Annotated in this window: 14 protein-coding genes; 6 read left to right on the top strand and 8 right to left on the bottom strand. The window is 38.7% G+C overall.

Translation table 11 applies throughout. The annotated features are described in order from the left end of the window. Nucleotides 1-32 precede the first annotated feature (32 nt). The gene (locus B7C41_RS18160) at nucleotides 33-872 is read right to left on the bottom strand and encodes a patatin-like phospholipase family protein (RefSeq protein ID WP_085300398.1); all 840 of its coding nucleotides are present in this window, start codon (nucleotides 870-872) and stop codon (nucleotides 33-35) included. A 114-nt stretch (nucleotides 873-986) separates the two neighbouring features. On the opposite strand from B7C41_RS18160, the gene B7C41_RS18155 reads away from it, so the two are divergent. Next, the gene (locus B7C41_RS18155; RefSeq protein WP_085300397.1) at nucleotides 987-1751 is read left to right on the top strand and encodes a S1 family peptidase; all 765 of its coding nucleotides are present in this window, start codon (nucleotides 987-989) and stop codon (nucleotides 1749-1751) included. Nucleotides 1752-1800: 49 nt separating this feature from the next. Here the strand turns inward: B7C41_RS18155 and B7C41_RS18150 are convergent, their stop codons facing one another. From B7C41_RS18150 to gpmI, 3 genes are all read right to left on the bottom strand, one after another. Further along, nucleotides 1801-2565, bottom strand: coding sequence for a divergent polysaccharide deacetylase family protein (locus tag B7C41_RS18150; protein WP_235839774.1), 765 nt, complete (start codon nucleotides 2563-2565; stop codon nucleotides 1801-1803). Nucleotides 2566-2656: 91 nt separating this feature from the next. Next, on the bottom strand, nucleotides 2657-3838 hold the full coding sequence (locus B7C41_RS18145) for a murein hydrolase activator EnvC family protein (RefSeq protein WP_143764469.1): 1182 nt from the start codon (nucleotides 3836-3838) through the stop codon (nucleotides 2657-2659). Between the two features lie 6 nt (nucleotides 3839-3844). After that, nucleotides 3845-5386 carry a 2,3-bisphosphoglycerate-independent phosphoglycerate mutase gene (gpmI, locus tag B7C41_RS18140; protein ID WP_085300395.1) on the bottom strand — a complete coding sequence of 514 codons (1542 nt, stop codon included), beginning with the start codon at nucleotides 5384-5386 and terminating at the stop codon, nucleotides 3845-3847. A 279-nt stretch (nucleotides 5387-5665) separates the two neighbouring features. On the opposite strand from gpmI, the gene B7C41_RS18135 reads away from it, so the two are divergent. The 4 genes from B7C41_RS18135 (at nucleotide 5666) to gpsA (ending at nucleotide 7955) form a co-directional block, all read left to right on the top strand. Next, nucleotides 5666-6094, top strand: a complete 429-nt coding sequence (locus B7C41_RS18135; RefSeq protein ID WP_085300394.1) for a rhodanese-like domain-containing protein — start codon at nucleotides 5666-5668, stop codon at nucleotides 6092-6094. 18 nt (nucleotides 6095-6112) lie between these two features. Beyond that, nucleotides 6113-6370, top strand: coding sequence for a glutaredoxin 3 (gene grxC, locus B7C41_RS18130; RefSeq protein WP_085300393.1), 258 nt, complete (start codon nucleotides 6113-6115; stop codon nucleotides 6368-6370). A gap of 70 nt (nucleotides 6371-6440) precedes the next feature. Next, nucleotides 6441-6944: a protein-export chaperone SecB gene (gene secB / locus B7C41_RS18125; protein WP_085300392.1), complete on the top strand. Its 504-nt coding sequence runs from the start codon at nucleotides 6441-6443 to the stop codon at nucleotides 6942-6944. A gap of 3 nt (nucleotides 6945-6947) precedes the next feature. Continuing rightward, the gene (gene gpsA / locus B7C41_RS18120; RefSeq protein WP_085300391.1) at nucleotides 6948-7955 is read left to right on the top strand and encodes an NAD(P)H-dependent glycerol-3-phosphate dehydrogenase; all 1008 of its coding nucleotides are present in this window, start codon (nucleotides 6948-6950) and stop codon (nucleotides 7953-7955) included. 111 nt (nucleotides 7956-8066) lie between these two features. Here the strand turns inward: gpsA and trmL are convergent, their stop codons facing one another. Next, nucleotides 8067-8531 (bottom strand): tRNA (uridine(34)/cytosine(34)/5-carboxymethylaminomethyluridine(34)-2'-O)-methyltransferase TrmL, encoded by a 465-nt coding sequence (gene trmL / locus B7C41_RS18115; protein ID WP_085300390.1) that lies wholly within the window; start codon nucleotides 8529-8531, stop codon nucleotides 8067-8069. Nucleotides 8532-8687: 156 nt separating this feature from the next. Between trmL and B7C41_RS18110 the strand changes: the two genes are divergently transcribed. Beyond that, complete coding sequence (locus B7C41_RS18110) at nucleotides 8688-9614, top strand: cation diffusion facilitator family transporter (RefSeq protein ID WP_085300389.1); 927 nt, start codon at nucleotides 8688-8690, stop codon at nucleotides 9612-9614. A 15-nt stretch (nucleotides 9615-9629) separates the two neighbouring features. Here the strand turns inward: B7C41_RS18110 and B7C41_RS18105 are convergent, their stop codons facing one another. The 3 genes from B7C41_RS18105 to B7C41_RS18095 are packed head-to-tail and all read right to left on the bottom strand — an operon-like array spanning nucleotide 9630 to nucleotide 12799. Next, complete coding sequence (locus tag B7C41_RS18105) at nucleotides 9630-10640, bottom strand: alpha/beta fold hydrolase (RefSeq protein WP_085300388.1); 1011 nt, start codon at nucleotides 10638-10640, stop codon at nucleotides 9630-9632. A 60-nt stretch (nucleotides 10641-10700) separates the two neighbouring features. Further along, a complete protein-coding gene (locus tag B7C41_RS18100) occupies nucleotides 10701-12098 on the bottom strand; it encodes an ATP-binding protein (RefSeq protein ID WP_085300387.1) in 1398 nt (465 codons plus the stop codon). Then, complete coding sequence (locus tag B7C41_RS18095; protein WP_085300386.1) at nucleotides 12098-12799, bottom strand: response regulator; 702 nt, start codon at nucleotides 12797-12799, stop codon at nucleotides 12098-12100. Before B7C41_RS18095 ends, B7C41_RS18100 begins: the two co-directional genes overlap by 1 nt. Between the last annotated feature and the right edge of the window lie 83 nt (nucleotides 12800-12882).

The following is a 12882-nucleotide window of genomic DNA, read 5'->3' as shown; positions in this document are numbered from 1 at the left end:
AAGTTATTGAACTAATATGACATTTTAATGATTTACTCGATATTAAGTGTTTGCTTTTTTAGCTTAGTCTTAATCGGAACTATCTCCATTGCGGTTTGATAGCCAATGTCAAATAAAGTCATTTTTTTTTCTTTACTTAAACCAAAGTCAACTGCCGAAGATAGCCCTGTATTGATAATGATAGTATTGTGCCAAAAAGCATCATTTATATATTCACGAGATATGGTGGTCATAAATGTTCTAATGAGTAGTGTAACGTAGTTAACTATGGGGAATAGCCCATTGGTTTTAAGTTCATTGTATTCATGTTCGCCTCGCAGTCTAAAGCACAATACCGGCGTGCCATCCATTGCCCAGTCACGATGTAGGGCGTCTTCTGATAAAATACTACCGTCAACCATCAAATGCTTGCCAAAGCTTTTAAAACTGAAAACTAATGGAATTGACATCGAGAATCTAACTGCCAAAGATATTTTCATGCCAGGTGTTCTATTACGGTTGAAAATAACAGGTCGGCCTGTTTTTACATCGGTGGCAACAATATGTAAATTATGATCGAGATCGGCAAATGTTTTCCCTTTTAAATGATGATCAACCCATTGCTCAAAAGCATCACCAGAGCTTAATCCACCATTACGAATTAAGCTTACTAATGAGAAACCTCTAAATTGATTATAATTGGTCGTTACTGCAATATGTTTAATTTCTGCTATTGAAAGTCCTGTGGCATAAAGACTGGCAATGATGCTCCCTCCAGATACACCAACAAGATGAGAAAAATTAATACCTAAGTCTTTTAACGCTTGCAATACACCAATATGAGCGGGCAGTCGTGTGCCACCGCCAGCTAAAATAGGTACAATATTAGCCAAATAATTTTCTCCACATATTTAGGTTACTTAAGTATGGGCAAAAATTTAGAATTCGCTAGCGACAAAGTGTGCTAACTTCAACTAATAATTATTAATTTTTAGAAAGAGTGAAATATGAACCGACTGCTATTGTTATTAATATCACTGAGTGTGTTGTTAAGCGCAACAGCCTACAGTGGTCTAGTTGAAACAGTGCGCTTAGTAAAGCCTTCGGTTGTTGGTATTGGAGTCTACACTCCGACAGGCCAGCCGAAAAATCAACTCTATGGCAGTGGCTTTGTTATTGGCGATGGTACGTATGTTGTGACTAATAGTCATGTAATTGCTAAAGAGTTGGACGAAAGCTTATTGCAAAAGTTAGCAGTTTTTACTGGTAGAGGTGCTGCGGAAAAAGTAAGAATAGCGACATTAATTGCTTCAGATAAAGAGCATGATATCGCTATTCTTAAAATTGATGGCCTGCCTTTACCTGCAATGCAATTGTCAGATAGTAACTTTCGCCCTGAAGGTAGTGATGTAGCTTTTACTGGTTTTCCGATTGGGGCTGTACTAGGACTTTATCCAGTGACACATAAAGGGTTAGTTGCCGCGATAACACCAACAATTATTCCGGTTGATGATTCAAGGCAAATTAGTATTGCGGTGCTAAAGCGCTTACGTGACCCGTATTTAGTCTATCAATTAGATGCCACAGCTTACCCTGGTAATAGTGGTAGTGCTTTGTACGACATTGAAACTGGTGAGGTGATAGGGATTATCAATAAAGTTTTTGTTCAACAAAGTAAAGAAACGGTGATTAGTAAACCTAGTGGTATCACTTATGCGATACCAGTGAAATATTTACATAAATTATTAAATAAACATCACATTAAAATATAATCGGCAGGATGATTAATATTTTCTATTAGTATATAGAGTGCTTTAGGTATTATTCGTCAGCGTTGATTTTTTTAGTCGAATCAGTTTCTTGAGCAATGAATAATTTTGAAATTGGCACTAGTTCTATATTATTCTCAGCTAATAGTGGTAGTAGTCTAAGCAGCGAGCTAATTGTTTCTGGATGTGGGTGAGCAATAGCGATGACAGGTTGGTGTTTTTTTGCTGCCAAAATAAGCTTGCTAAATTGCCCACTAATGTATGAGTGCTGTAATTGATTATCAAGAAATATATGTCGATGTAAGCTTGGTACCCCAAAATTTTTTGCGACTTGTTCTGCTTGGCTAGCCCGGCTGGTCATACTATCAATGAAAATCAAGTTTCGTTCTTTTAGAAACTTCATTGTCCAAGCCATTGGTTCATATAGTTCAGTGAGTTTGCTACCCATATGATTATTTATGCCTAGTGCAAATGGCACTTCAGCAAAGGCATCAGACAATTGTTGTCGAATGTTAGCTTCATTCATTTGACTTGTTAGTGCACCAGGCCCTAGTTTTTTTCCATTTCGAGCTTCCATTGGAATGTGAAGAATAACGTCATTACTTTTTGCTTTTGCTTGTAGTGCCAAAGACCGGCCATAAGGTGTACGTGGTAAGATCGCGTAGCTAATATTGCCAGGTAAATCCAAAGCTTGCAGATCACTTTTTCGATAGCCAATGTCATCAATGATAATGGCTACTTGCAATGCTTTTGCTGATGCCCAAGGAGAGATTAGCAAGTTAAGTAATATGTAAAAAGCCAGAAATATTCGTGACACAAAGAGCCTTTTCATCATGATAAATATCTATTGAGCGTAACACGTAACCAAGATGAAATCGACAGTGGCTTATTAATCATTAAATTGAGCATTATCTACACCAAAGTTTTGGATTCATTGCTCTTCCAGCATGACGAATTTCAAAATAAAGCCCTGATTGAGTTTGGCCACCACTTTGACCTATTAATGCAATAGGCTCACCGGCTTCTACGCGATCACCAACTGATTTAAGTAATGCTTGATTATGGCCATATAAACTCATGTAACCGTCACCATGATCAACCACAGAAACCAGCCCGTAACCTTTAAGCCAGTCTGAAAATAAAATAGTACCACTATGGACAGTCTTTACTTGCCGGCCAATGGGGGCAGATAAGAAAACGCCTTTCCATTTTAAATAGCCCTGTTTTCTTGTGCCAAAACTATGTTGTATTCTACCGCGAACTGGCCAACTGAGTTTTCGTTTTAATTTACTTAAACCAACTAAGTTTTCAGCAGCACGTGCGGCTTCAGCCATTCTTTTAAGTAACGCAACAATTGAAGCTTCCTCTTGTTCAAGCTTAGTTAATATTTGTTGGCCATTAAGCTGTTTGCTATTAAGTGCTTTTAAGGTTTGTTTCTGTTTGGTTTTAGATAACTCAAGAATTTGTTTCTGCTGGTTCTGTGCTTGGGTTAATTGCTGCAATTGCGCCACTTGTGCCTGATGCTGCGTTTTTATTTTATTGAGCTGAACAATGGTTTCTTTAAAGGTTTCTATCTCATTAATTCTGGCTTTGTTTAAGTACTGATAATGGGTGATGGTACGTTGCACACTGGCAGAATTTTCTTGGTTTAGTATTAATTTTAAGTAATCATGATGCCCGGTTGAATAGGCCGCTCGTAGCTGTTTTGCTAAAATTTTCTCTTGTTGTTTTTTCTCTGATTCGAATTGTTGCTTTTCTACGCTGAGCTGGCTTAATTTTTTTTGTGTATCGTTTAGGTCATTACTGGTTGTCGATAGTGTTTTTGCTATCTGTCCAATCGCAATATCATCGGCTTTTAATTGCTGCTCTAAATCGCTAATTTTAACCTTAGTGGTGTTGAGTGCACGTTTTTGCTGAGAAATAGCTTGCTGAATATCATTAAGTTTTTGGTTGGTTTTATCGGTATTTTTAACTGCTTTATCTTGACTTAATACTTGAAAAGAAAATATAAAAAGCAATAAACCTACAGCCATAATAGTAGTGATGACAGAAGAATTATTACTTTTATGCTGCAATGTTAAAAACATCATAACGACCTAGCTTAATTTCATTAAATTACTGCCGGTCATTTCTTGTGGTTGTGGTAATTCCATTAAGGATAAAATGGTTGGGGCTAAATCACTTAACGCACCATGTTCTGCAGCTTGGGCATTTCTACCGACATAAATGAGTGGTACAGGTTCACAGGTATGTGCTGTATGAGCTTGTCCGGAATTATTATCAAGCATTTGTTCTGCGTTACCATGATCGGCAGTAATTAAACATTCACTTCCTGTTTCCTCAAGTGCGGTTAACACTCTGGCAATGCTGATATCGACAGCTTCACAGGCTTTTACGGCAGCATCAAAATCACCCGTATGGCCAACCATATCGCCATTTGGATAATTACAAACAATAAAGTCATGTTCACCACTTTTTATCGCCGCAACAAGTTTATCGGTCAGTAATGTTGAGTTCATTTCTGGTTGTAAATCATAAGTGGCCACTTGCGGAGAAGGTATAAGAATGCGTTCTTCGCCTTTAAATAACTCTTCTTTACCGCCACTAAAGAAAAATGTCACATGAGCATATTTCTCTGTTTCTGATATACGTAGTTGAGTTTTATTATGTTTCTCTAGCCATTCACCCAAAACATTATCGAGTTTTACCGTAGGAAAGGCGCATGGTGCGTTAATGTCAGCCGCATATTCAGTCAACATAACAAAACTGCTTATTTTAGGTTGCTGTTTGCGAACAAAGCCAGAGAAATCAGCTTGAGTGAAGCAACGACTAAATTGACGGGCTCTATCGGCTCTAAAATTCATAAATATCATGGCATCGCCATCATTTACTTTTATTGTTTCGCCTTTACTATCAGTGATAGCAGACGCTTTAACAAACTCATCGTTTTCATCGCGCTCATAAGCGGCATTTAAGGCATCAGTTGCCGAACTATATTGATATTCTGCTTCGCCTGATACCATTAGGTCGTACGCTAATTCAACACGATCCCAACGTTGATCTCTATCCATTGCATAATAACGACCAATAACGGAAGCAACTTGACCACAACCAAGTTCAGCAAACTTTTCTTGCGCTTTAATTAGTGAAGTTTCTGCGCTGCGCGGTGGAGTATCTCGGCCATCTAAAAATGCGTGTAAGTAAACCTCTTTTGCACCTTTACTTGCTGCCATTTCTAGCATGGCAAATATATGTTCTTCATGACTGTGTACACCGCCTGGAGATAATAAGCCAAAAACATGTATCGCTTTATTATTTTCTACAGCCGTTTCTACCGCGTTTGATAGTGTAGGGTTGGCTTGGAACTCTTTATCTTCAATAGCTTTAGTGATGCGAGTAAAATCTTGATAAACAATACGCCCGGCACCTAAATTTACATGGCCAACTTCTGAATTACCCATTTGTCCTTCAGGTAAACCTACCGCCATGCCAGATGTTTGAATCAGCATGTTAGGTTTGTTCGCCATTAAGTTATCGAGTACAGGTGTTTTGGCATGATAAATAGCATTGGACTCAGGATCTTCTCTGTATCCCCAACCATCTAAAATAATAAGAACTGTCGACTTCTTGTTTGGCATTACGGCTTCCTTTAATCATTCAATGAGTGATAAAACGTCAATTAATGGGACAATATGTAAATTTCGCCGCCAGTATATCAAGAGACGAGCCTAATATCTTCTGAACATCGCGAGAAAATGTTTCAGTTTTACCTGCAGTTTTGCGTTGAAAGTTGTTGTTTATTCGATCAGCATCGTCTTATAAACATTAAAAGCCCAACTCCATGAAAAGTTCAGTTTGGGTTTATTTTATTAGCCTGTATACTGTTGCCAATTTTAGTTAATTAGAATGTAGAATTTATGGACCAACTTATTACGTTTGCAATGAGCCAACCTTTATTAAGCGCGGCTTGGCTTGCCATTGTTTCAATGATTGTCGTGTTAACGATTAGAATTCAAATGTCGCCGATTAAACAATTGAGTACGCAACAAATGACTTTCTTAGTGAATAGAGAGTCGGGTGTTGTTGTTGATACTCGTAGCGATAAAGACTTTAAAGCGGGTCATATTGTCGATGCAATTCACCTTGATAGTGAAAAAGTTAGTAAAAATGATTTCGTAAGTCTTGAAAAACATAAAGATGATCCCATCATTATTGTATGTACGGCAGGTATCAGTGCCGGTAAAGTTGCTAGCCAAATGGCTAAAGCAGGCTTTACTCGTGTGAATTTGCTTAAAGGTGGTATGAATGCTTGGCAAAGTGCTGGCTTACCAGTTGCGAAAAAGTAACAAACACAACGAGGTATCATGATGGCAGTTGAAATATACACTAAAGTAACTTGTTTTTATTGCATGCGAGCGAAAGCTTTACTTGATGATATGCAGGCTGCTTACCACGAAATTAAAATCGACGGTGATGCAGCGCTGCGTGAGAAAATGATCACACGCAGCCAAGGGGCTTCAACAGTTCCGCAAATATTTATAAACAACCAACATATCGGTGGTTGTGATGATTTATTTGCTTTGCATGCCCAAGGAAAATTAACCACACTTATTGCAGGCTGAATAGAGCAGGCGTAAGTGAAAATTAGAATTTAATTCGTCAATGAATGACGAAAACATAGGAAATAAGAAAATGGCTGACGAAAACCAAAACGGCGCAGAAGCAACAAACGAGCAACAAGCACCACAATTTGCGATTCAACGTGTTTACACGAAAGATATTTCTTTTGAAACGCCAAATTCTCCGGCTATTTTTCAAAAAGAATGGAAGCCAGAAATTCAATTAGACATTGATACAAAATCAAATAAATTGGCTGACGATACTTATGAAGTGACTTTGTCATTGACAGTAACCGCTAAAATTGAAGAGCAAACAGCATTTTTAGCTGAAGTACAGCAAGCGGGTATTTTCACTATTGGTAACTTGCCTGAAGCGCAATTGGCACATACTATTGGTGCATTTTGTCCAACTACACTATTCCCATATGCGCGTGAATCAGTTGCTAACTTAGTAAGCCGTGGTTCATTCCCACAAATTAACTTAGCACCGGTTAACTTTGAAGCTTTATTTGCTAACTACATGCAGCAACGTGCAGCACAAGCAGAGCAAGCGCCTGCTAGTACAGAAACGCATTAATTTATGACTGATAAGTCTGCAGCTATAGCTGTTATTGGTGCCGGTTCATATGGCACTGCGTTAGCTATTTGTTTAGCGCGTAATGGCCACCAAACTTTGCTTTGGGGCCGTGATGCTAACCATGTCGCAGAAATGGCCAGTAGCCGTGCAAATGAAAAGTATTTGCCTGGGAGTAAGTTTCCAGACTCGTTAGCTGTTAGTGCTGACTTAGCCATGGTAGCTAGTGCCAGCAAAAATGTTTTATTAGTTGTGCCTAGTCATGCTTTTGGTGAAGTGCTTAGTCAAATCAAGCCCCATATGCGTCAAGATGCGCGTTTGGTGTGGGCGACTAAAGGCTTAGAGCATGATTCTGGTCGACTACTACAAGATGTTGCCATAGAAGCGCTAGGGGAAGATATTTCTCTTGCGGTGCTTTCAGGGCCTACGTTTGCAAAAGAAATGGCGGCAGGTTTACCAACGGCTATTTCTTTATCATCAAGCGATGAAGACTTTGTTAGCGATATTTCAAATCTGTTGCATTGTGAAAGAACATTTAGAGTTTATAGCAATAATGACTTTATTGGCGTTCAACTTGGTGGTGCGGTGAAAAACGTTGTTGCTATTGGCGCCGGTATGGCTGATGGCATTGGCTTTGGTGCGAACGCTCGCACTGCGTTAATTACCCGTGGTTTAGCTGAAATGACGCGTTTAGGTTGTGCTTTGAATGCACAAGCGTCAACCTTTATGGGGATGGCTGGCTTAGGCGATTTAGTATTAACTTGTACTGACAATCAATCGCGTAATCGTCGTTTTGGTTTGGCATTAGGTCACGGTGAAACGGTAGAAAAAGCGATGGCGGATATTGGTCAAGTGGTTGAAGGTTATCGCAATACTAAAGAAGTTCATATGCTGGCTGAACGCATGGGCGTGGAAATGCCGATTGTTGAGCAAGTTTATCAAGTACTTTATTGTGGTAAAGATGCCAAACTTGCAGCAGCAGACTTATTGTCTCGCGAACGAAAATTTGAATGACTTTCTCAATAGAAGTAGAAAATTAGCTTAAATTAAAAAAGCGTATTAACTTAACGTAATGCGCTTTTTTTGTGCTCATAATATTGATGGTTACTTACGATTGCTTAGTAGCTAAATTGAATTTGCAAAGCCTAATTGACGCCATGCTTCGTAAACAATAACGGCGGTCGCGTTAGATAAGTTCATACTGCGGCTGTCTTTTAACATTGGGATCCTGATTTTATCTTGATCAGGGATTTGTTGCCTAACATCTTCTGGTAAACCGCCAGTTTCTGAACCGAATAATAAATAATCACCAGCTTTAAAATCTACATCACCATAATAGCCAGTTGATTTAGTCGTTACGGCAAGAATACGTTCAGGTTGTTCGCTTTCTACAAAGCTTTGAAAGTTTGCATGGCGTTTCAACGCTGCAAATTCATGGTAGTCTAATCCTGCTCTTCTTAGTTTTTTATCTTCTAGATCAAAACCTAATGGCTCAATAAGATGTAACCTAAAACCCGTATTAGCGCACAAGCGAATAATATTACCCGTATTAGGTGGAATTTGAGGTTGGAATAAAACGACGTCTAACATATCAAGCACTTAATAAATTCAATAATGAATATTATTATAACCTGCTTTAATTATAATTATGCTAAATAATTTATGGTGTCGTTGGTAAAGTAAAGTAATTAAAATAGCTAAAACGTTATCTGTAAATTGGCATTCGCATTATTAATTGAGGGCAACATGGAAACCAATAACTTACCGTCAGAACGCTATGCTGCACTGGTTAAACTAGCGGCATTTACTGCCACTGCTACAGCGTTATTACTCGTCGTACTCAAAATTTATGCTTGGTTTGCGACTGATGCCAGCGCCATGCTTGCCTCAGCAACAGACTCTATTCTAGATTTATTTGCTTCAGTGATGAACGTAGTTATATTACGCTTTGCACTTGCCCCTGCTGATGATGAACATAAATTTGGCCATGGTAAAGCTGAAAGCCTTGCTGGACTTGTGCAAGCCGCATTTGTACTTGGCTCTGCATTGCTACTCGTTTTTAATGGTGTTGACCGAGTAATAAACCCACAAGAAATTGTCAGAACTGAGGTCGGTATTTGGGTATCAATTATTGCTATTGTGATGACGTTGTTATTGGTGCTGGTGCAAAAATACGTAATTGCTAAAACCCGTTCTGTTGCGATAAGTGCTGACGCTCTGCATTATCAATCTGATCTTTTACTCAATTTGGGCGTATTATTGGCGTTATTTTTAAGCCAAGGTTATTGGTTGCAAGCCGATGGTGTATTTACTATTGGTGTTGGTGTATTTTTGTTATTAGGTGCTAGTAAAATTATTTGGATGAGTGTGCATCAACTAATGGATCATGAACTTACAGAAGACGAATTAGATAAAATAAAGCAGATTGTCTATGCCCATGAAGGCGCATTAGGCTTACACGAGCTAAGAACACGTCAAGCAGGTCAAAATCGCTTTATTCAATTTCACTTAGAGTTAGATGATGGCTTATCTCTTTTAGCAGCCCATAGCATTGGTGAAGCGATTGAAGCTGAAATTATTCAGGCTTTAGCCCCGTGTGAGGTTTTGATTCACCATGATCCTTCATCAGTTGTCAGTAATGAGCTAGCCAACAATGAAAAGCCTGTTGATTAACATCATTGTTTTACGCTATGACTTGCATGAATACCAGTTAATTGCAGAGTCTAGCGCAATGTCTCGATATTTATCAATTTCAAAAAATAGCTCGTGATAAGCACCTGAAATAATCTTGGGTTCTCCACCAATACATGCGGTATGATTAATTTTATATAACTGCTGACAGAAGCTATTTTGCGCTGCATTATCTACAATATGCTCTTCACTTGCCTGCATCATTAACACTGGCTGAGTTACCTTAGCAAGGTCATTGAATATGTTTTTGTTGGTGATCAATGCTTGGCTAAGCCAATGAAATGTTACACCACCCAATTTTAGTTCCGATTGTTCTTCGTATAGCGTTCGAAAGCGTTGAAATCGTGTTTTTGAATGCATGAGTTTATTGTCGGCAAAAGATGTTTTATTAATGTCATTTTGCCCCAAGAAATACCAAGGTGTGCTTGAAAGCCATTGATTTATTTTTGTGCCCGTATTTACTATAAATTCAGCTATTGCACTTGGTGTACCACCACTTGATACCGCTATCATTGGTGAACTAAGAACTAATGACTGCACTTTATTTTGGTGTTTTTGTAGGTATCGTAAGGCAATTGCTCCGCCCATGGAATGAGCTAACATAAAAGGGCTATGTGATTTTTCTGGGTGTAAACTAGGTAGCACCTGACTAAGTAACTGGTGCAGGTCGTCAGCATAATCATCAAACTTTGCTACATAGCCTTTAAATCGGTTTGCTAGAAGGCGTTCTGACAACCCTTGTCCACGGTGATCAATAATAACGCTATCGTATCCTTGCTGATCCAGATCATAAGCTAGTTCTTGGTATTTTAAATAGCTTTCCGAGCGTCCAGGTATAATGACGATATAAGATTCTTCAGCACGTTTAAAGTTTGTCACGTAAGCAATTTTAATCTTGTCAGTGCTGGTAAACGTTGCTTGATTTGCATTTTGCCAAAAGGCATCGATAGCGATAATTTTTTCAGATGTTAGTGTTCGTTTCGCAATTATGCTTACCGCATCGGCCATTTAGAATATTCCCATAAGTTATAAATATATAAGCTATTTTTACATAGATTAGTTTGATTCTTATAAGCTATCTTTACTGATAATGACAGGTAATTCAATGGTGACGGTAAGACCATTACCTTGATTATTGCTCGCATGAATATGCCCGTTGTGCGCAACAATAGCCTGTTTAGCTATTGCCATACCTAAACCTGTACCGCCAGTTGCTCGGTCACGTGCTTGTGCAACACGGTAAAAGGGTTCGAATAACTTGTCTAAATCTTCTAATGGCACACCAGTACCGCTATCAACAATGTCTATAGTAAAGCTGTTACTATTTTGTCTTAAGTAAACTATAAGTGTGTCACTTGGGTGGCTATATTTAACAGCATTAATCAAAATATTATTAAAGGCGCTGGAAAGTAAATTAGGATCTGCCTGAGTTAAACAGGTGCTTGCGGCCTTAAGTGTAATCGTAATTGATTTCTCATTGGCAATGTACTGAGCGTCTTCGATACAAAGTTCTAATAATTGCTGAAGGTCAACAGACATCAATTCCATTTGGCTGATGGTGTTTTCCATGCGAGAAAGTGATAAAACGCTAGAAATCATTTCATCTAAACGTGCAACTTCTAACTCGCAGCGTTGTAAGTGTTTTTGTAGTAGTGTTGGGGCAATATTTTCTTGCTGTGCAAGCCCTAAAGCAATTTGTAAGCGTGTCATTGGAGAGCGTAATTCATGAGAAACATCAGCCATCAAACGTTGATGAGAGCCAATGTTTTGCTCCAATTTTTCGGCCATTAAATTAAAGCTGCTTGCACAAGCACCAATTTCATCATTACGTTGCGCTGCTAACGGCACTCGTGCGGTAAATTCGCCATCGCCAAAGCGGGCGGCTGTTTTTTGCATTGCTACCAGCGGCTTAGTTAACGAGCGAGTCAGCAGCCAAAGAAAGATTGAGCTAATAATAATGGGGATGCTGATACGAATCCAAGTTGGTAGCCGTAACATAAAAGCACCCAAACGAGATTTTCTATCGCGACTCGCGAGAAAAACTTGATAAGGAGTGTTATTTATCTCTATAGCAATAGGGCCGGTCATGCGGAAAAATTCAAACTTCACTGTAGTTAATCTATCTAAGTTATTTTCACTTAGAAAGCTTGCCAAATGTGAAATATGCCAAGATTTTGATGATATAACTTCTTGACTCAGCATGTTTTTCACTAATAATTCTTTGTCCATCCGCTTGGGTAATATTGTCAACAAAGCTTGCGGGTTCATCGGTGCCTGACGAGAAATTAAGTTTTTGATGCGATCAAGCTTACTTATATCTGAGTGATGGGTGGGGACAATAAAGCTTTTTGGACGAAATTGCTCAGAAACAAGGCGAGTGATACCTATCGTTAATACGACGATTAGCCAAAAACAAATAAACAGCTTTGCCCCTATTGAGGAAAATCGACTGTGAAACCTTATCATTAGTTAAGCTCACCAGCTAGAAAAATATAGCCAGCGCCACGAATAGTCTTGAGTTTATCACTCGGACTAAAAGGCAAAAGTTTTCGCCTTATATTACTTACATGCATATCAATGCTGCGGTCGAAAGCGCTTAACTTTCGTTTAAGTACTCGCTCGGAAATTTCACTTTTGCTGACAATTTCACCGGGTTTAGACATTAAGTATTCAGTGATTTGATATTCAGTGCCAGTCAGCTCTACATACTCGTTATGGCAGCTGACTTGGCGGGTTGCATGATTGAGTATGACACTATTAACTTCTAACGTGCTACTTTGTTCTTTACTGGTTTGTACAATATCAATGCGTCGAAGAATAGCATTTATACGGGCTAGCAATTCACGGTGTTGAAAAGGTTTAGGCAGGTAGTCATCAGCCCCTAACTCTAAACCGAGAATACGATCAGCGTTATCGCCCTTTGCAGTTAACATTAAAATAGGCGTTTTATGATTGCCTCCAAGAGCTTTTAATACTTCAAAGCCCGTCAAGCCAGGCATCATAACATCTAATAAAATAAGTGAAATACTATCATCGAATGCTTTTTCTAAGCCAGATACACCGTCGTAGCAACAAACTAATTCAAAACCTTCTGTAGCAAGGTAATCAGATAACAACTCGGCTAGTTCTTTATCGTCATCAATTAATAAAAGTTTATGTTTTTTCATCTTTACCACAAGGTTGTGAGTATTTAATTGCCTTCATCATAGCGTATTAATTTTACTGTGCTTAGGATATTTACATAACATTT

The organism is Cognaticolwellia mytili (assembly GCF_002104475.1).
GTDB classification, from domain to species: domain Bacteria; phylum Pseudomonadota; class Gammaproteobacteria; order Enterobacterales; family Alteromonadaceae; genus Cognaticolwellia; species Cognaticolwellia mytili.
This window is presented reverse-complemented; position numbering and strand designations above follow the sequence as displayed.